Below are 19,139 nucleotides of genomic sequence, written 5' to 3'. Positions count from 1 at the left end.
CAGCACGCAGCACGCACGCAGCACGCAGATCATCGGCGATCAGAGAAGAGAGAACAGTGTCCAAGCGCAAGCCACGTTCGAGCGCCCCGGCGGGCGAGGACTTCCCGACCCGCGGCAAGCCAGGCGCGGGCGTCGAGTTCACCCGTCGCCGGCTGCTCGCCCTGACCGCCGCCGCGGGCGCCGGCGCGCTGCTGCCGCTGCGCACCGCGGCTTCGGCCAGTGCCGACGGCTCGACCCCGGGCTTCCCGGCCGCGGTCAGCCGGGCCTGGCGATCGAACTTCGCCGCCCCGCCGACCTCGGTCGCCCCCAAGTTCCGCTGGTGGTGGCCGAACGGCCAGGTCGATCCGGCGGAGATCGCCCGCGAGGTGGACCAGGTCGCCGACATCGGCTTCGGCGGCCTGGAGCTCTCCGACATCCACGCCAGCGGCCTGGACACGCTCGACATCGTGAACTACCCGTGGGGCGGTTCCGCCTGGGTCGAGGCGCTCGAGGCGGCGCTGACGCGAGCCAAGGCGCGCGGCCTGTCCGTCGACCTGACGCTCGGTCCCGGCTACCCGGTGTGCGCGCCGACGGTCGGCCCCGACAGCCCGGCCGCCTCGACCGAGCTCGCGCACGGCGTGGTCACGGTCGCCGGCGGCGCGACGTACAGCGGCGTGGTGCCCGCGGCCGTGGTGGCGGCCGGCAGCGGCGTCACGAAGCAGACCCTTTACAAGGTGCAGGCGCTGCGGGTGACCGGCGCCGCCGTCTCCGGTGTCACGCCGCTCGATCAGTCCTCGCTGATCGACGTGACCGACTCGGTGAGCGACGGCCAGATCTCCTGGACGGCGCCTGCCGGTTCGAGCAACTGGGTGCTGCTGTCGTACTGGCTGCGCGGCGTCGGCCAGCTGCCCAAGGGCGGCGGCCCGTTCGAGGTGCCGACCGCGTACGTGGTCGACCACTTCAGCGCCATCGGCACGAAGGCGGTCACCGACTGGTGGGACGACTCGATCCTGAACCCGCGCCTGGAGGCGCTGCTGCGCCAGGTCGGCATCGCCTTCTTCGAGGACTCGCTCGAGCTGTCCACGGTGGCGACGATCTGGACCTCCGGCCTGCCCGACGCCTTCCGGCAGAGCCTGGGCTACGACCTCGTGCCGTACCTGCCCGTCATCGTCTCGATCAAGGGCAAGTTCCAGTTCGCCTACGACGCGACGCTGAGCGCCCACGTCCGCGACGACGTCAACTCCGTGATGTCGTCCCTATACCAGGAGAACCATCTCCTCGGCTTCCAGAACTGGGCGCACGGGCACGGCATGCAGTACCGGATGCAGCCCTACGGCCTGAACACGGACTCGCTCTTCTTCGCCTCGTTCCTGGACATTCCCGAGGGAGAGACACTCGGGTTCAAGAACCTCGACGACTACCGGGTGCTGTGCGGCGGCCGCGACCTGGCCGGGCACCTGAAGCTGTCCTGCGAGGCGCTCGCGTACGCCAACGGCGCGTACTCGACGACCTGGTACACCGGCCTGCAGGCGGTCGGCAGCTACTTCGCCGCGGGCGTGAACCAGTCGGTGGTGCACGGGTTCGCCTACAGCAACGCCCCCGGCGCGACGTGGCCGGGCTTCGCGGCGTGGTCTCCGTATCAGACGACGGGCATCGGCTACTCGGAGGCCTGGGGTCCGCGGCAGCCGACATGGGGCCACATGCCCGACATCGCCGGGTACTTCTCGCGCAACCAGTGGGTGCTGCAGTCCGGCACACCGAAGTACGACATCGTCTTCTACCGGCAGAAGGGCTACACGGCGACCGGCATTGGCGCGCCGTGGGCCACTGCGTCGGGCATTCCGACCGGCTGGACGCACAGCTTCGCCACCGACCGGACGCTCGAACTACCCGGCGTCTCGGTCGTCGGCGGACGGCTCGCGACCGACGGCCCGTCGTACGGCGCGCTGATCCTCGGGCCGGACCAGTTCACCGGCAGCGAGACGGAGATCAGCCCGGACGGCGCCCGGCTGCTGCTCGGCTTCGCGAAGGCCGGCCTGCCGACGGTCGTGCTCGGCGACTGGTCGAAGCCGCTGGCGACGGGCGTCGTCTCGGCCGGCGACAGCGCGCAGGTGGCGGCCGACATCGCCCAGATGCTCTCGCTGCCGAACGTGGTCTCGGTCTCCGACCAGTCGCTGATCCCGAACGCGCTCGCGCAGCTCGGCGTCGTGCCCGCGGTGACGCAGACCTCTTCGAGCCTGATGCATTCGCACCGCGTCGACGGCCACGTGGACCTGTACTACCTGGCCAACGCGCGGCACGCGGCGAGCTCGAAGATCACCGCGATCAACCAGACGGTCTGGCTCACCCCGGTCGATCCGGACGCCGTGCCCTACCGGCTCAACGCGTGGACCGGCGCGGCAGCCCGGATCGCGCAGTTCACGGTGCAGGACGGGCGGATCGGCGTGCAGGTGGCGCTCAACCCGGGCGAGAGCACGATCGTGGTGCTGGCGAAGCCGGGATGGGCGGGCGAGCACGGCGCGGTGCAGGTGACCGCGACGAGCGCCGACTCCGTCTCGCTCGGCGGCGACGGCACGCAGGTCCTCACCCGCGCGGCGCAGGCCGGCTCGTACACGGCCACGCTCGCCGACGGGACCGTCCTCAACAGCACGATCGGCGCCGTCCCCGCGCCGATCCCGCTCACGAGCTGGTCCCTGAGCGCCGAGGACTGGCAGCCCGCGCCGGGTTCGACGGACGTGACCGCCACGGTCAAGCCGGTGGTGCGGGTGGACCTGACCGCGCTCGCGGCCTGGTCGGCGATCCCGCAGCTGCAGGACTCGTCCGGCGTCGGCCGCTACACGACCCAGTTCACCCTGCCGTCGACCTGGAACTCCGGCCTCGGCGCGACGCTGAGCCTGGGCACGGTGCTCGACACGTACCGCGTATGGGTCAACGGCACGCGGGTCCCGCCGGCCAGGCAGCTGGCCGCGTCGATGGACCTCGGCCCGCTGCTCAAGGCCGGGCAGAACACGATCGTCGTGGAGGTGGCGACGACGCTGCTCAACCGGCTGCGCGTGGTCACGCCGGGCATCTACGGCATCGCGTCCCGGCAGGCATACGGGCTGATCGGGCCGGTGACGCTCACGCCGTACGGACAGGCGGCGGCGAGCTAGCCCGAGGAGCACCGGGAGCTCGGCAGCCATCTTGTGCAGAACCTGTGCGACTTGCACACCCGGGCGGCGCGGCGGATCGTCTGAATCATCGGATTTCGCCCGTTACGCGCTGCCCGGAGGTTCGACCAGATGGAGCCGACACAGACGACGTGCCTGGTCACCGGCGCGACCGGTTACGTCGGCGGACGCCTGGTGCCCCGTCTGCTTGAGGCGGGGTACCAGGTACGCTGCATGACCAGGTCGCGGGCCAACCTGCGCGACCAGCCGTGGATCGACCGGGTCGAGGTCGTCGAGGCCGACGCCGCGGACCCGGCGGCCACCGCCACCGCGCTCAAGGGCGTCGACACCGCGTACTACCTGATCCACTCCATGCTCGGCGGCCCGCGCTTCGAGCAGGCCGACCGCGCGGCCGCGAGCAACTTCGCCACGCAGGCCCGCGAGGCCGGGATCGGCCGCCTGGTGTACCTCGGCGGGCTCGCGCCCGAGGGCCAGACGCTCTCGCCGCACATGCGCTCGCGCGGCGAGGTCGGGCAGATCCTGCTGGCGAGCGGCGTGCCGACCGTCGTGCTGCGCGCCGCGGTCATCCTCGGCAGCGGTTCCGCGTCGTTCGAGATGCTGCGCTACCTCACCGAGCGCCTCCCCGCGATGATCACCCCGACGTGGGTCGACAGCAGGGTTCAACCCATCGCCATCCGCGACGTGCTGCGCTACCTGGTGGCCGCCGCGACGCTGCCCGCGGACGTCGCAGGGGCCTTCGACATCGGCGGCCCGGACGTGCTGACCTACCGCCAGATGATGCAGCGCTACGCCGCCGTCGCCGGCCTCGGGCCGCGGCGCATCGTCCCGGTGCCGGTGCTCACGCCGCGGCTCTCGAGCCACTGGGTCGGCCTGGTCACGCCGATACCGTCCGCGCTCGCCCGGCCGCTGATCGAATCCCTGCACCACGACGCCGTCTGCCGCGACCACGCCGTCGCCGCGGTGATCCCCGACCCGCCGGAAGGGCTGCTGCCGTTCGAGGAGGCGGTCGATCTCGCGCTGCGACGCGTGCGGGAGGCGGCCGTGGTCACGCGCTGGTCCTCCGGATCGGTGCCCGGCGCGCCGTCCGACCCGCTGCCCACCGACCCGTCGTGGGCCGGCGGATCCCTCTACACCGACCTCAGGGAGCGCTTCACCACCGCCTCCCCCGCCGCCGTGTGGAACGAGATCGAGGCGATCGGCGGGGAGACCGGCTGGTACTCGTGGCCCGTCGCGTGGCAGGCCAGGGGCCTGATCGACCGGGCCTTCGGCGGGGTCGGGCTGCGCCGCGGCCGCCGGGACCCGGTGACGCTGCGGGTTGGCGACGCCGTGGACTTCTGGCGCGTCGAGGAGATCCTGCCGGGCCGCATGCTGCGGCTGCGCGCCGAGATGCGGCTGCCTGGTCTCGCCTGGCTGGAGCTGAACGTCGATCCGCTGGACGGCGGCGCGCTCTACCGGCAGCGCGCGCTGTTCCATCCGCGCGGCCTTGCCGGCCAGCTCTACTGGTGGTCGATCAAGCCGTTCCACGGCCTGGTCTTCGGCGCCATGGCCAGAAACCTGACCCGCGGCGCGTCCTAGCGCCCCTCGCCGCAATCCTTGCAGTGCCCGATCGGAGGAAGAAGACCATGCCGTTCCAGAACCACCTCCCGAAGGACCACCGCCTCGGCCGCGTCTACCGCTACGGCGCCGGCCTGATGGGGCTGATGCTGCTCGTGTTCGGCGTGCTGGGGCTGCTCGATCAGCTCGCCTTCTTCAGCACCCAGGGCGACCGGGTGATCGGCTTGTCGAGCAATGGGCTGCTGAGCGTGATCTCCATCGTGGCCGCGGCGATCCTGATCGCGGGGGCCCTCATCGGCGGGAACATGGCGTCCAACATCAACCTCGGCATGGGCTTCGTGTTCTACATCAGCGGCTTCGTCAACCTGGCGCTGCTCGACACGCAGGCGAACTTCCTCGCCTTCCACCTGCAGAACGTCATGTTCAGCTTCGCCGTCGGCGTCATGCTGATGACCTTCGGCGCCTACGGCCGGGTCAGCGGCGGCCTCCCGCACGACAACCCGTACTGGAAGGCGCGCCACCCGGCCGAAGCCGAGGCCGAATCCGCCGCGCAGGCGCACCCGGCCCTGGAGCCCGCCGCCCACGCGGTGGCCCCTCCCGCCGGAGCGCTCCCCGGCGTCCGGCGGGACTAGGCCGTCCGGCCTGGTAGGGGCGTCGGGACTGGTAGCGGCCTCGGGCCGATCGATCTGTCGGCGGCCGTACCCGCGACGCCCTGAGCAGCCCCCTAACACGCCGAAGCCGGGACGCGGACGCGGATGCGGATGCGCTCCCGGCTTCGGCTGTCTTCCGCCTCGATCGCTTCCGTCTGAATCAGCTCTCGGTCACGCCTCCTGGGCGCGGTGGCGGTCGTCGCCGCCGTCGAAATCCGTGTACGTGTACGGGTTCTGGATGCGCTCGGTGCTCGGGATCTCAGGGGCCATACCCTCGCGCCAGGCCTCGTCGCCCATCGTGGCGCGGGCGTAGTCGAGCGTGCGGGCTACTTCCTGCTTCGCGGACGCGAGCGCGGCGGCCGGACCGGGCTGAAGCTTGCCGGCGTGCTTGAGGACTTCACCGTTGACGAGCACGGTGTGCACGTCGCCGCGTCCCGCCTGGAAGACGAGGCTGCCGTAGGGGTGCAGCAGCGGGTACATCGCCGGGCTGTCGTCGTTCTTGATCAAAACGATGTCAGCCTTCTTGCCCACCGTCAGCGAGCCGATCAGGCCGTCGAGTCCGAGCGCCTGGGCGCCGCCGACCGTGGCCCAGCGCGCGACCTCCTCGGCACGCAGCCGGTTGTGCACGACGGTTTCCCCGGCGGCGTGCGCTTCGAGGTGCTCGCGCGAGCGGTCGGCGGAGAGCGTGGCGCGCATGGCGGAGAAGAGGTCCGCGCTCCACCACACGCTTGTGTCCATGGAGAGGGAGACCGGGATGCCGTGCTTGCGCAGCTGCCAGGTGGGCGGGTAGCCCTGTCCGGCGCTCTGCTCGCTCTCGGTCGAGACCGAGACTGTGCCGCCGGACGCGGCGATGCGCTGGTACGAGTCGTCGGTGAGGGTCGCGGCGTGAACGTAGGTGACGTCCGGCGTCATGAAGCCGTGGTCCCACATCAGGCGGATGCTCTCGTCGTTCGTCGCACCCCACACGCCCGCGTGCGTCGTCACGCGCAGGCCGAGCTCGCGCGCGGCCTCGAACGCCCCTCGCTCGGGGAACGCCGGGTCGGCGGTGACGTCGAAGGCGAGCTGGAAGCCGAGTTTCTCGTCGCGGGCGCCGGACATGCGCTCGGCGAAGGCGCGGAAGTCCTTGCTGTTGGCCCATTCCCACGGCGCGCCGAGCAGATTGCCGTAGGCGAGCACGAAGCGCCCGGGGGCGGTGCGCAGCGCGTCGGCCGCGGCCTCCCCGTGCTCGACGGTCTGCAGGCCGTGCGACCAGTCGAGCGTCGTGGTGACGCCCGCGTCGATGGCCTCGATCGCGGCCAGCACATTGCCGGCGTGGATGTCCTCGGGGCGGAAGATCTTGCCCCAGGTGAGGTAGTAGAACACGAAGTACTGGCTGAGCGTCCAGTCCGCGCCGAAGCCGCGCAGCGCGGTCTGCCACATGTGCCGGTGCGTGTCGACCATGCCGGGCATCAGGATTCCGCCGGACGCGTCGATCTCGATCGCGTCGTCGGGCACGGCCAGCGCGCGGCCGACGGCGGCGATGCGTTCGCCGACGACGAGCAGGTCCCCGTTCTCGATGTCGCCGCCCGCCTCCATCGTCAGGATGGTGGCGTTGCGGAAGACGATCGGCCGGCCGGGGGTGAATTCAGCAGTCATGGAGAGACCTCGTCGTTGAGGAGGGGAAGTCAGGTGCTGATATCGGGGTACGGCAGCGACTTGTGCGCGAGCCTCGCGGCGTAGTCCAGCTGCATCGCGAGCGGCTCCTCGTGATCGCGCTCGAACATGGCGATCCAGAGCGTCAGCGTCAGAAACGGGTGCGCGCCGAGTTCGAACAGCGCGACGTGGTCGTGCCCGGCGAGCGCGGCGCGTTCGGATTCGGTGAACGCGAGCCACGTCGTGGCCTCGGCGTCGGGGCAGTTCAGGATGCGTCCGGCCTGCTCGCGCTCCCACCATTCGACCGTCCCGGCCGGATCCTCGCGGTAGCGCTCGACGAGCTCGGGGTCCCGGTCGATCGTGAAGAGGAACTTGTCCACCAGGTACTTGCTCACGCGTCGGCTCCGTTCGGGTACCAGGTGAAGTAGGCCTCCATCGTGTGGAACAGGTCGAGGCTGTCCGCGTAGTCGGCCTCGGCGTAGCCGGCGAGGCCCATCATCAGCATGAAATCCATGAACCCGTGCGTCGCGTTGCCCGGCTCGTGCAGGCTCTCGAGCGTCACGTTCGCTAGGCAGCCGTCGATGTCCCCCTTGGCGATCCACTCGACGGCCCTCGCGTCGAACTCGGGGTCGGGGCCGTGCGGGCCGAACTGGCGCGGGCCGCCGAGCTCCAGCGAGAGGTGCCCGGTGCCGATCGCGGCGACGCGCAGGTGGCTCGGCCAGGAGTCGATCAGCTCGCGCAGCGTGCGCCCGAGTGCGACGAAGCGCTCGGGGCGCGGCAGCGGCGGCGCGAAGATGTTGGTGTAGATCGGCACCACCGGAAGATCGTTGTCCGGACGCACCGTCAGGATCGGGCAGGTGATCGAGTGGTCGACGCGCAGCTCGTTGGAGAACGCGAGGTCGAAGCCGCGGTCGATGCCCTCGCGCAGGATGTACGCGGACAGCTCCTCGTGCCCCATGAGCAGCAATCGCGGCAGCCCGAATTCGCGCTCCTCGTTGTAGTAGTTCGCGTCGTAGAAGGGCGCCTTGCCGACCAGGAACTGCGGCATGTTGTCCAGCCAGAGCTGGTGGAAGTGGTCGGAGCCGACCATGACGAGCACGTCCGGGCGCACCCGGGTCAGCGTCTCCCGGTAGGCGGCGACCTTCCGCACCCACTCGGCCGCAAACGGCGGCGCCTGCTCGGCGGGCAGCCGGCTGGTGCGGTAGTAGAACGGATGGTGCGTGGTGGCCAGGATGGCGACGAGCTTCGCCACGGGCCCCTCCTTCCAGCCGGGAGTACGATCGGACAACTGTCCGCAGAGCGGCGCTACCCGAACCCTGCGCCAGGCGGTCGGTAATGTCAATAGTCTTGGGGCGGACGGATCCCCCGCTCGGAGGTGTGCAGTGGTACGACGTGGCACCGGCCCCGACTTCGTCGAGGCGCTGGCCCGCGGTCTCGACGTGCTGGCGTGCTTCGACGAGACGCGGCCGCGGATGACGCTGAGCGAGATCGCGGCCGCCGCCGATCTGGCCAGGCCGACCGCGCGCCGGCTGCTGCTCACGCTGGAGGAGCTCGGCTACGTGCGGGCGGACGGCGGCGGGTACGTGCTCACGCCGCGGGTGCTGCGCCTGGGCATGGCGTACGTCGGCTCGCTCGGCCTGTGGGACATCGCGCGGCCGCACCTCGAGGAACTGGTGGCGCAGACCGGCGAGTCGAGCTCGATGAGCCAGCTCGACGGCTCGGACATCGTCTACGTGGCCCGCGTCTCGGTGCCGAAGATCATCGCGCTGCGGGTGCAGATCGGCACGAGGTTCCCGGCGCTGCGCACCTCGCAGGGCAAGGTGCTGCTCGCCGCGCTCGACCCGAACGAGCTGGTGGAGACTCTGAAGGAGCCGAGCAGGTCGGGCCTCGCGCCGACCGCCGAACGCGGCCCCGCGGAGATCGAGCAGGAGCTGCGCACGGTCCGGGCGCGCGGCTGGGCGCTGGCCGACGAGGAGCTCGCGCCGGGCGTCCGCTCCGTGGCGGTGCCGGTGCGGGACGGCGACGGCCGGGTCCGCGCGGCGATGAACGTGACCGTGCACGCGGCCGAGACCAGCGTCGCCACGCTGACCGGCGAATACCTGCCGAAGCTGCTGCACGCGGCCGGCGAGGTCTCCGCGGAGTGGGCGCTGTGGCAGTCGCGACCGCAGGCGGAACGCCGCTGACCGGCGCTCCTTGACAAGCGATCGAGGAGCGACGAGAGTTTCGGACAGATGTCCGTACAGCGGTCACCTCGCGGATCGGGGTGATCCACCCCGGGAGCGGAGGTCGCCATGACGAGCGAGCGGCGGGACCTGGCCGAGCCGGCCCCGGGCCCCCTGTCCGGAATCCTGATCGCCGACTTCTCCCGGGTGCTCGCCGGGCCGTACGCCACGATGCTGCTCGCCGACCTCGGCGCCGAGGTGATCAAGGTGGAGGGCCCGAGCGGCGACGACACCCGGCACTGGGTGCCCCCGCGGCGCGGCGACACCGGCACCTACTACCTGGCGGTCAACCGCAACAAGCGCTCGATCGTGCTCGACCTCGGCGACGCCGAGGACCTGAAGGTGGCCCGCGCGCTCGCGGAGCGCGCCGACGTGTTCATCCACAACTTCAAGCCCGGCGGGCTGGACAGGTTCGGGCTCGGCTACGAGTCCGTCAGAGCCCTGAACGAGCGCAGCATCTACTGCTCCATCAGCGGATTCGGCACGGCGGCCGGCGCCTCGCTGCCCGGCTACGACCTGCTGGTGCAGGGCATGTCCGGGCTGATGAGCCTGACCGGCGGCCCCGACGGACCGCCGTACCGCGCCGGAATCTCCGTCTTCGACGTGATGACCGGCCTGCACTCGGCGATCGGCATCCTCGCCGCGCTGCACCACCGGGACGCGACCGGACTCGGCCAGCACGTCGAGACGAACCTGCTGTCCACGGCCCTGTCCGCGCTGGTGAATCAGACCTCGGCGTACGTCGCGGGCGGGGTCGTCCCGGGGCGGATGGGCAATGCGCACCTGAGCCTGTTCCCGTACGAGCCCCTGCCCACCGGCGACGGCGAGCTCATCGTCGCGGCGGGCAACGACAGCCAGTTCCGGAAACTCGCCGCCGCGCTCGACGTGCCGGAACTCGCCGACGACGCGCGGTTCGCGACCGTCGGCCGGCGCAACGACAACCGCGAGCAGCTGCGCCCGCTGCTGCTCGAACGGCTCGCGACCAGGTCGGCGCGGGAATGGTTCCGGGTGCTGAGCGACGCGGGCGTGCCGTGCGGCCCGATCAACGACGTGCGCGGCGGCGTGGAACTCGCCGAGGAGCTCGGCCTGGAGCCGGTCGTGCGGGCTGGCGACGTGCCGACCGTGCGCAACCCGATCCGGCTCTCCGAGACCCCCGCCCGCTACGACCTCGCTCCCCCGGCCCTCGGCGAGCACGGCGACGAGATCCGCGCCTGGCTCGGGCTCGCCTCCCCCGCACACGAAGGAAGCACGCCGTGACGCTCCAATACCCCACCTCGCTCGGCACCTCGGACGCCGAGCACATCTTCCTGCTCGGCCAGGACGTGGCCGGCGATCTGATGGGCGAGGTCGGCTTCGGCGAGCTGGCGTTCTGGCTGATCACGCGCCGCCGCCCGACCCCCGGCGAGGCGCGGCTGTTCGAGGCGGTGCTGATCGGTCTGGCCGACCACGGCTTCACCCCCACCGCGATCGCCGCGCGCCTGACGTACCTCAGCGCCCCCGACGCCGTGCAGGGCGCGCTCGCCGCCGGACTGCTCGGCGGCGGCTCGCGGTTCCTCGGCGTCACCGAGGACACCGGACGCTACTTGGCCGACGTGCTCGCGGATGCCCCCGACCTGCCGAAGGACGACGCGGCGTGGGACGAACTCGCGCGCGCCGCGGTCGCGCGGAGCAAGGCGGCCGGAAAGTTCGTGCCCGGACTCGGCCACCCCGTGCACAAGGAACGCGACCCGCGAACCCCCCGCCTGATCGAGATCGCGCACGAGGAGCAGCTCTACGGCCCGCACCTGGCGCTGTTCGAGGCGATCGGCCGCGTGCACCCCGACGTGCTCGGCAAGACCCTGCCGCTGAACGGCGCCGGAGTCAGCGGCGCCGCCCTCGCGGACCTCGGCCTGCCCCAGGAACTGCTACGGGCCGCGGTGCTGCTGGCCCGCTGCGCCGGGCTGATCGGGCACATCGCCGAGGAGATCACCCGACCTGTCGCCAACTCGATCTACCTGACCGTGGACCGCAACGCCCGCTACGTACCGCCGGAGGTCGGCGCGTAACGGTCGGGGGCAGCGGAACGGCGGAGGTCGGTGCGTAACGGTCGGGGGGCGCCGCGGAACGGCGGAGGTCGGTGCGTAACGGTCGGGGGCAGCGGAACGGCGGAAGTCGGCGCGTAACGGCGGAGGCCGATACCTAACGCCGCAGCAGGTCGCACGAAACGCCGGAGGTCGGTGCGGACCGGCGATTGCCGCGACGCACCGACCTCCGGCGACTTCTTTCCTCCATCGTCCCCGTCAGCCTTCTTCCATCGTCCCCGTCAGCGGACCGCTTCCCGGGCGGCGGGAGTCGAGTCCGCCCCGGCAACGCCGTCGTCCGCGTTCCCATCGCCGCTGCGCTTGCGCACGCCGATCAGCACGAGCGAGACGGCCGCGGCGGCGAGGATGCCGATACCGCCGACCCAGGCGCACGTGTGCAGCGCGTCGGTGAAGCTCTCGCCGTACGCCGCGAGCGCCTGTCCGGTGGACTGCTCCGTCGACAGGTGCAGGAACGCGCCCGCCTGGATGCCGACGGCCGACACCGTGCCGTTGATCTGCCCCTGGTCGGCCTGGCTCAGACCGGTGGCGGCGAGGTGGCCGGGAAGCGTGGCCAGCGTCCGGTCCGTGAGGATCACGCCGAAGATCGCCGGGCCGAGCGCGCTGCCGATCTGCCGCAGCGCGCTGTTGGCGGACCCGGCGGTCGCCGCGAGGCGGCGCGGGACGCTGTCGACGGCGATGGTGGTGATCGGCGCCATCGCGAGCGCGATCCCGATGCCCAGCACGCCGATGACGAGCGCGGCCTTGAGCGTGCTCGTGCCGGCGTCGATGAGGTTCACCAGCAGGGCGCCGACGCCCGCGATGAGCAGGCCGATGAACAGCACCAGCCCGGCGTTGAGGCGGTTCATCATCCGGCCGACCAGCGGGCCGAGGACGACGGTGAATCCGTTGAGCGCGATCAGCCGCACGCCGATGTCCCAGGCGGAGGCGCCGCGTACCAGGCCGAAGTACTCGCTGAGTGCGAACACCAGGCCGACCTGAGCGAACAGCAGCACCGCCATGACGACGGCGGCGCCGGAGAACGCCGGCGAGCGGAAGAGGCGCAGATTCAGCATCGGGTACGTGTCGCGCTCGACGAACACGAAGGCGACGAGCGCCACAGCCGCCAGCACGAACGCGCCGATGACCAGCGGGGAGCTCCAGCCGGCCGTTCCGCCGCCCTCGATCACGCCGTACACCAGGCCGGTGATGCCGACGACCGCGAGGATCTGGCCGGGCATGTCGAGGTGCCGCTCACGGTCGGACCGTGAATCGGCCACCGTCAACGCGCCGAGCACGGCGATGGCCGCGCCGAGCACGAGCGTCGGCAGGAAGATCCAGCGCCAGCCGACGTGCTCGAGGATCTGCCCGTTGATCAGCGGCCCGAGCGTCAGCCCGAGCCCCAGCGACGCCGTCCACGCGGCGATAGCCTTCGCCCGCGCCCGGTGGTCCGGGCACACGTGCGCGATCAGGCCGATCGTCGACGGCAGCAGGGCGGCCGTGCCGACGCCGGTCAGCGCCTGCCCGATGCACACCTGCAGCACGCTGTGCGCGGTCAGCGCGATCAGGCAGCCGATCACCGTGAAGCCGAGTCCGGCCAGGTAGACCTTCTTGCGTCCGAACAGATCGCCGATCACACCGAAGGAGAGCAGGAGCGCGGTGGTCGGCAGGATGAACGCGTCGGTGATCCACTGCAGTCCGGCTGTCGACGCGTTGAGCGCCTGTTGAATCACCGGGAGGGCGGTCGAGACCCCGACGACGGGCAGGTAGGAGACGAACACCCCGACACAGGCGAGAGCGATCGTCGCCCTGGCGTGGCGAGTTGACAAGCGCTGAGACATCATCGTCATTCCGGGAGTATCACGCGGCGCCCCAGTTCATGGCACCGGGTAATCGGTCAAGATAAGTCGCACGCGCCCACCTCGTCGACTTCAGCTTCACAACAGGTAATGCTGATGCGGATGGCCGAGACCCAGGGCGGGCGCGACGTGAAATCAGTGGGGCCCTCAGACTAAGGAGCTGTCATGCGCACGCTGGCCATCACGCAGAACATCACCGTCGACGGCTCGATCGAGATGCTCGACGACTGGTTCGATCCGCAGGGCCAGGGCGGCGAGGATCCGTCGGACCTGATGGTCGCGGGCGGCGGCTGTTCCCCGACGGGTACGTCGTGCCGCGGCTGCGGCCGCTCGCGGCGAAGTCGTTCCGGGGCGGGATCACGTACACGAGCTACGCGCAGATCAAATAATCCCTTGCGTCTCTCCCGCGGCGTGCATAGCGTGTGAGGCACACCGAAAGGAGGTGATCCTGACTTGTGTAGTTTCAGGACGCGTGAGGTGGCTGTCCGCTAGCCGCCGGCCGACCCGTCGTGGTGACCGGCGGTAGGCGAATTCCAGACAGACACCCGGCCCGCAGATCCACCGTCTCGTCCACGGTGCCTGCCGGACCGGTGCGGTTGCGCACCGATCCGGCAGGAAGCGACCTGCGGGCTGTCTGCTGTCCGGGGCTGTCTGGAATGGCATGACAACGTTGTCACAGGCATTTTCACAGGCGCCGTGGTCACACCTCGCACCGCCGGAGCGTCCACGGCGGCCGCCGGAGCTGGCCGCCTGTCCGCCCGCCCGAGTGCGGACGGGCGCTGCCGCTTTCGAGGAGCGGCCGCCTTCATAGGCGGCTCACGATCTCCTCGTCTACGAGGGCCGTTATCGAGGTTCGCCCGGAGCCCCCTTCCACGTGCGCCGTCACGGTCACCACCGCTTCCTTGTCCGGGCAGACTATGCAGAGCTGACCGTAGCGGCCTGCCATCTTGTACGTTCTGTCCCCGGGGGTGCACCAGACGCCGAGGCCGTAACGGTCCGAGAGCCGGAAGCCTTCGTACGCTGGGTCCCGCACGGTCGACACGGTCTCTGTCGCGATGCGTGCGCAGTATTCGGCGGGGATCAGCTGTCGGCCTTCGTGGCGGCCCTCGTCGAGCAGCAGGCGGCCGAAGCGGGCCAGTTCGGACGTCGTCAGGTGGAGGGCGCTTTCCGCCACCGGGTGGCCGAGGGGGCAGGTGTGCCACTGGGGGTTGTGGATGCCCAGCGGGGTGAACAGACGGGGCAGCAGGTAGTCGCGGACGTTGGCGCCGGTCGCGACGCGCAGGGCGCGGGCCGCTATGTAGGGGCCGATGCCGGTGTAGCTGAAATACGTGCCGGGCTCGTGCGCCAGCGGGGTCGCGAAGAAGTCGGCGGCCAGGTCCGGGACCACGACGGGGTCGTAGGCGGACCAGGAGTGCGGGCTGCCGGACGTCATCGTGAGCAAGTGCCGGAGCGTGACCTGGTCCAGGCCGGGCGCGGCGGAACCGGCCAGCTCGGGATAGTACACGAGGGCCGGGTCGTCGAGGGCGAGGCGGCCTTCGGCTTCGGCGATGCCGAGCGCTACGGACGTGAAGGTCTTCGAGACCGACCGCACGTCGACTCGGTCGTCCGAGCGCAGTCTGTGTTCCACCGGCTCGGCACCGCGGCGGTAGACGTGCACGCCGTAGAGTTCCATGCCCTCTCCTGCGGCGGACCGAACCAGGGCGTCAACGAGTTCTCGCATGGGGGCGAGCCTAATAGCGGGGTCTGACATTCGCGGCCGCGTGCGCCGCGTCACCCTGGCCTCATGGCCCCGGACCCCGGAGTCACCCTCGCCGCGGCGGTCGCCCCCGAGGCGCGTTCGGAACCACGTCACGCTGGGCGCATGGAGGCCGCTGGTGTGGAATCATCCGGTGCAACGCCCGGAGAGGCACTTACCCGGAAGGCAGGACATGGCGAGCGACGACAACCGCAAGCCGGCCGACACCCTGGTCGACTTCGGAATCACCGGCGACCTCGCGCGCAAGATGACTCTGCGCGCCCTTTACCGCCTGGAGCGGCGCGGGCTGCTCGACTGCCGGATCATCGGCGTCGCGGCCCAGGACTGGACTCTCGCGCAACTGATCGAGCACGCGAAGACCAGCATCGCCGACTCCGGCGAGAAGGTCGACGAGACAGTGTTCGAGCGGTTCGCCAAGCGGCTGTCCTACATCTCCGGCGACGTGACGGACGACGCGCTCTACGCCCGGCTCGCCGAGGAGCTCGGCCCCGACGCCCGCGCCGTCCACTACCTGCAGATGCCGCCGTCGCTGTTCGGGCCGATCGTCGAGAAGCTCGGCGCGCACGACATGCTGACCGGCGCACGCGTCGCCGTGGAGAAGCCGTTCGGCCACGACCTGGATTCGGCCCGCGACCTGAACACGCGGCTGCGCGCGGTGCTCGCCGAGGAGCAGCTGCTGCGCCTCGACCACTTCCTCGGCAAGGCCCCCGTCATCGAGGTCGAGTACCTGCGCTTCGCGAACCTGGCGCTGGCCGAACTCTGGGACCGGCACAGCGTCTCGGCCATACAGATCACGATGGCGGAGAACTTCGGCGTCGAGGACCGCGGCGCGTTCTACGATCCGGTCGGCGCACTGCGCGACGTGGTGCAGAACCACCTGCTGCAGGTGCTCGCGCTCGTCACCATGGAGCCCCCGGTCGGCGCCGGCGCGGACGACCTGCGCGACAAGACCGGCGAGCTGCTCAAGTCGGTCAGCGCCGCGGACCCGAAGCACTATGTGCGCGGACAGTACGCCGGCTACCTCGACGTGCCGGGCGTGCGCAAGGACTCGGACACCGAGACGTACGCCGCGCTGCGCCTGGAGATCGACAACTGGCGCTGGGCCGGCGTCCCGATCTTCCTGCGCGCCGGCAAGGCCATGGCCGAGCGCGTCACCGAGGTCCGCCTGCACCTGCGCCGGTCCCCGCGCCTCGCGTTCCTGCCGAAGCTGCAGCAGGCCGAGCAGAACCAGATCGTGCTGCGCATCGACCCGAACCCGGGCCTGCGCCTCGCGCTGACCGCCAAGGACAACGACGGCGGCTGGGTGCCCCTCACCCTCGACTCCTCGTTCGCCCAGGAGCTCGGCGAGCCCCTCGAGCCCTACGAGCGCCTCCTGCACGGCGCCCTCGTCGGCGACGCCCAGCTGTTCGCCCGCGAGGACAGCGTCGAGGAGTCCTGGCGCATCGTGCAGCCCCTGATCGACGCCGCACCGCCGGTCCACTCCTACGAACGCGGCAGCTGGGGTCCGACCGCCGAGGCCGACAAGCTGGTGCGCGGCCACGCCAAGTGGCACAAGCCGTGGACGCCGGACGAAGTATGAGGCTCTTGATGTAAGGCCAGAAGGCACACCGGACGGCCCGGCGCCCGCTCGTACGCGGGTTGCCGGGCCGTCCGCCGGTTCCCCTCTCCGCTTCCGGCTGTGCTTCTACTTCTCCGCGGTCGCCTTCTTCGCCCGCTCGGTGCCGCGGACGACGTCCATGACGGCGGCGGCCATGGCGTCCCACCTCACACCGCGGCGCACCCACGTCCGCGGCTACCGAACCCATCATGCAGCCGACCCGGCCCCTGACAAAGTGCGGCGGACGGTTCCCGCTGGGCGGTGAGCGCGCTCACGCCGGAGACCTCGGAAACCGCGGCGTAAGATCGGTGAGCGTGACGAGGACGGCCGGCCGTAGCGGGGACCTGCTCAAACGACTGCGCAAGGGCTACCTGCGCACGCTCAACAACACGCTGAACCGCGCCACCAGCCGCCTCGCGCTCGCAGGACGCGGGCCGTTCTCCGTGGTCGTCCACCGGGGGCGCAAGAGCGGTCGCGAGTACCGGACGCCGCTTCTCCTCGCGAGCGTGCCCGAGGGCTTCGTCGCCGAGCTCACCTACGGGCCCAACGTGGATTGGCTGCGCAACGTGGAGGCGGCCGGCGGCTGCACGCTCATCCACGGCGGCGCGACCCTTCGTGTGACCGGCGTCGGTCCCTGCGACGCTGAGCGCGGACGGGCGGCCTTCCCTTTCGCGGCCCGACTCGTGCTCACCGTCCTTCGCAAGAAGCACTACCGCATTCTGCGCGTCGCCCCGCCAGCGATGGGACCAGACGATCAGGCGTAGTCCGTCGCGGTCTCGGTGGCGTAGCTGCTCATGACCGTCGCCGTGGCGTCGGGGCTGAGCGGGGCGCCCGTCGACTCCATCATCTTTCGCAGGTCTCTGAAGTACTGCACGTACAGGTCGGGCGTGAACGTGTTGACCATGACCAGCGGCTCGTCGCCCGGGTTGGCGAACGTGTGCGGGGCTCCCGGCGGCACCATCACCAGCGTGCCCGCCGTCGCGCGGTGCCGGTCCTCGCCGACGGTGAACACCGCCGTGCCGGAGACGATGTAGAAGCCCTCGTCGTGCCGCGCGTGCCGGTGCTGCGGCGGGCCGTCGGTGTGCGGGGCGATGGTGATCTCGGCCATGCCGAGCCGGTGGCCGGTCGTCGAGCCGTCCTCCAGGATCCTGATACGCGCCGGACCGAGATCGATCGTCTCGCCGCCGTCGGCCGTGGTGATGGCGACGGGTACGGCCGCGGGGTTTGCGGGCATGGGTCCCCCTAAGTGATGAGAGTTTACTCTCACGAAGCTAGTCGTGTCGCACGCACTGCGCAAGTCGGCTCGCGGTACTCGGCACGCAGCATGCATGTACGCCGCACGCAGGCACGCAGCACGCCGCGCAGCGAGCACCGGAACGCCGCCAGCCGTGCAGCGCACGCCGCGTGCCACGGGCTGGGCGGGTAGGCTCGGCGAAATGCGTATTCTGTTCACGTTCATCGGCGGCAGCGGGCACTTCCGGCCGCTCGTCCCCTTCGCCCGAGCTGCTCAGGCGGCCGGGCACACCGTGGCCGTGGCGGGTTCCGGGAGGCGGTACGAGGAGATCCGGGGGGCCGGGTTCGCGGCCTTTCGGACGAGTGAGCCCAAGCCGCGGGCCGGCGTGGCGGCTGAGGCCGAACCGCAGCTCGAGCCGGTCGACCTGGCGCGCGAGGAGCAGGTCATGCGGGACGGATTCGCCGGGCGGGGTGCTCGGCGGCATGCGACGGCTGTGCGGGAGATCGCGCTGGAGTGGAAGCCGGACGTGATCGTGCGCGACGAGGTCGACTTCGGGTCGGCGATCGCGGCGGAGGTGCTCGGGATTCCGTGCGTGAACGTCATCGTGCTGCTGGCCGGCGGGCTGGCCCGGCCGGACGTCGTTCGCGACCCGATCGCGGCGTTGCGGACGGAGTGGGGGCTCGTGGCCGACCCGCAGATGGCGCGGCTGAACGGGGAACTGGTCATCATGCCTGCGCCGCCCAGCTTGCGTGATCCGCGGTATCCGCTGCCGGAGGGGACGTTCTGGTGTGGATCGGGTGACCGGGTGGTGCGACGCGAGCGCGCTGGAGGTGGAGGCGGAGGTGGAGGCAGGCCTCTGATCTACTTCACGCTGGGGACGTTCGACACGCACCGGAGTGTCTTCGAGCGAGTGCTCGCCGGGCTGCGCGACCTGCCGGTCCGGGTGGTGACGACCGTGGGTCGGCAGCTTGATCCCGCGTCGTTCGGGCCGCAACCGGAGCACGTGCGCATCGAGTCGTTCATTCCGCAGGACGAGGTGCTGGCCGAGGCGGACATGGTGATCGCGCACGGCGGGTCGGGCACGCTCATCGGCTCGTTGGCGCACGGCATCCCGTCTGTGCTGCTGCCGATGGGCGCGGACCAGCCGCACAACACGCGGCGGTGCGTCGAGCTCGGTACGGCGGTGGAGCTCGATCCGGTGGCGTTCAGGGCCGAGGATGCGGCTCGGGCCGTGACTTCGCTGCTGAGCGACACGTCGTACACGGCCGCCGCGCGGCGGATTCAGGACGAGATCAATGGGCTGCCGGAGCCTGCCGAGGCACTCCCGCTGATGGAAGCGCTCGCACAGCGGACGCGAGCCGTGTAACGGATGCGACGCATGAAGCGGACGCGACTCGTGTAGCGGATGCGAAAAGACCGGCGCCGCGTA

The 19,139-nt window shown here is 70.9% G+C and carries 15 protein-coding genes and 1 pseudogene; 10 read left to right on the top strand and 6 right to left on the bottom strand.

Annotated elements, in window-relative coordinates:
• Positions 1–56: 56 nt before the first annotated feature.
• The 3 genes from KDK95_RS09745 to KDK95_RS09735 all read left to right on the top strand — a co-directional run bounded on the left by KDK95_RS09745 (position 57) and on the right by KDK95_RS09735 (position 5,335).
• On the top strand, positions 57–3,131 hold the full coding sequence (locus KDK95_RS09745; protein WP_212517739.1) for a glycosyl hydrolase: 3,075 nt from the start codon (positions 57–59) through the stop codon (positions 3,129–3,131).
• Between the two features lie 129 nt (positions 3,132–3,260).
• Positions 3,261–4,724 carry an SDR family oxidoreductase gene (locus tag KDK95_RS09740; RefSeq protein WP_212517738.1) on the top strand — a complete coding sequence of 488 codons (1,464 nt, stop codon included), beginning with the start codon at positions 3,261–3,263 and terminating at the stop codon, positions 4,722–4,724.
• A gap of 47 nt (positions 4,725–4,771) precedes the next feature.
• Positions 4,772–5,335, top strand: a complete 564-nt coding sequence (locus tag KDK95_RS09735) for a DUF4383 domain-containing protein (protein ID WP_212517737.1) — start codon at positions 4,772–4,774, stop codon at positions 5,333–5,335.
• A 189-nt stretch (positions 5,336–5,524) separates the two neighbouring features.
• On the opposite strand, the gene KDK95_RS09730 is transcribed toward KDK95_RS09735, so the two are convergent.
• From KDK95_RS09730 to KDK95_RS09720, 3 genes are read right to left on the bottom strand one after another with little or no spacing between them, the layout of a single operon-like run.
• Positions 5,525–6,988 carry an amidohydrolase family protein gene (locus KDK95_RS09730; protein WP_212517736.1) on the bottom strand — a complete coding sequence of 488 codons (1,464 nt, stop codon included), beginning with the start codon at positions 6,986–6,988 and terminating at the stop codon, positions 5,525–5,527.
• Between the two features lie 29 nt (positions 6,989–7,017).
• Complete coding sequence (locus KDK95_RS09725) at positions 7,018–7,380, bottom strand: hypothetical protein (RefSeq protein ID WP_212517735.1); 363 nt, start codon at positions 7,378–7,380, stop codon at positions 7,018–7,020.
• Positions 7,377–8,237 carry a DODA-type extradiol aromatic ring-opening family dioxygenase gene (locus tag KDK95_RS09720; RefSeq protein WP_212517734.1) on the bottom strand — a complete coding sequence of 287 codons (861 nt, stop codon included), beginning with the start codon at positions 8,235–8,237 and terminating at the stop codon, positions 7,377–7,379. The genes KDK95_RS09725 and KDK95_RS09720 overlap by 4 nt, the downstream gene beginning before the upstream one ends.
• Before the next feature lie 130 nt (positions 8,238–8,367).
• Between KDK95_RS09720 and KDK95_RS09715 the strand changes: the two genes are divergently transcribed.
• From KDK95_RS09715 to KDK95_RS09705, 3 genes are all read left to right on the top strand, one after another.
• On the top strand, positions 8,368–9,168 hold the full coding sequence (locus KDK95_RS09715; protein ID WP_212517733.1) for an IclR family transcriptional regulator domain-containing protein: 801 nt from the start codon (positions 8,368–8,370) through the stop codon (positions 9,166–9,168).
• Between the two features lie 108 nt (positions 9,169–9,276).
• Positions 9,277–10,464 (top strand): CaiB/BaiF CoA transferase family protein, encoded by a 1,188-nt coding sequence (locus KDK95_RS09710; RefSeq protein WP_212517732.1) that lies wholly within the window; start codon positions 9,277–9,279, stop codon positions 10,462–10,464.
• Positions 10,461–11,252, top strand: coding sequence for a citryl-CoA lyase (locus KDK95_RS09705; protein WP_212517731.1), 792 nt, complete (start codon positions 10,461–10,463; stop codon positions 11,250–11,252). The genes KDK95_RS09710 and KDK95_RS09705 overlap by 4 nt, the downstream gene beginning before the upstream one ends.
• Before the next feature lie 257 nt (positions 11,253–11,509).
• Here KDK95_RS09705 and KDK95_RS09700 read toward each other — a convergent pair whose 3' ends face one another.
• Positions 11,510–13,114 (bottom strand): MFS transporter, encoded by a 1,605-nt coding sequence (locus tag KDK95_RS09700; RefSeq protein WP_212517730.1) that lies wholly within the window; start codon positions 13,112–13,114, stop codon positions 11,510–11,512.
• Between the two features lie 174 nt (positions 13,115–13,288).
• Here KDK95_RS09700 and KDK95_RS38180 point away from each other — a divergent pair.
• Positions 13,289–13,381: pseudogene (locus KDK95_RS38180) on the top strand (dihydrofolate reductase family protein); the annotation flags it as partial.
• A 547-nt stretch (positions 13,382–13,928) separates the two neighbouring features.
• Here KDK95_RS38180 and KDK95_RS09690 read toward each other — a convergent pair.
• Positions 13,929–14,843: a serine hydrolase domain-containing protein gene (locus tag KDK95_RS09690; RefSeq protein WP_212517728.1), complete on the bottom strand. Its 915-nt coding sequence runs from the start codon at positions 14,841–14,843 to the stop codon at positions 13,929–13,931.
• Between the two features lie 208 nt (positions 14,844–15,051).
• On the opposite strand from KDK95_RS09690, the gene KDK95_RS09685 reads away from it, so the two are divergent.
• Both KDK95_RS09685 and KDK95_RS09680 read left to right on the top strand, forming a co-directional pair.
• A complete protein-coding gene (locus KDK95_RS09685; RefSeq protein ID WP_212517727.1) occupies positions 15,052–16,458 on the top strand; it encodes a glucose-6-phosphate dehydrogenase in 1,407 nt (468 codons plus the stop codon).
• 332 nt (positions 16,459–16,790) lie between these two features.
• The gene (locus KDK95_RS09680) at positions 16,791–17,240 is read left to right on the top strand and encodes a PNPOx family protein (protein ID WP_212517726.1); all 450 of its coding nucleotides are present in this window, start codon (positions 16,791–16,793) and stop codon (positions 17,238–17,240) included.
• Here KDK95_RS09680 and KDK95_RS09675 read toward each other — a convergent pair.
• The gene (locus tag KDK95_RS09675; protein WP_212517725.1) at positions 17,231–17,710 is read right to left on the bottom strand and encodes a cupin domain-containing protein; all 480 of its coding nucleotides are present in this window, start codon (positions 17,708–17,710) and stop codon (positions 17,231–17,233) included. The genes KDK95_RS09680 and KDK95_RS09675 overlap by 10 nt on opposite strands.
• 202 nt (positions 17,711–17,912) lie before the next feature.
• Here KDK95_RS09675 and KDK95_RS09670 point away from each other — a divergent pair, with 202 nt between their 5' ends.
• Complete coding sequence (locus KDK95_RS09670; RefSeq protein ID WP_212517724.1) at positions 17,913–19,076, top strand: glycosyltransferase; 1,164 nt, start codon at positions 17,913–17,915, stop codon at positions 19,074–19,076.
• Positions 19,077–19,139: the final 63 nt, after the last annotated feature.

The sequence above is a fragment of the Actinospica acidithermotolerans genome (assembly GCF_018139625.1).
Classification (GTDB): domain Bacteria; phylum Actinomycetota; class Actinomycetes; order Streptomycetales; family Catenulisporaceae; genus Actinospica; species Actinospica acidithermotolerans.
Note: the sequence above shows the minus strand (reverse complement) of the source record. Positions and strands in the feature narration are given on the sequence as shown.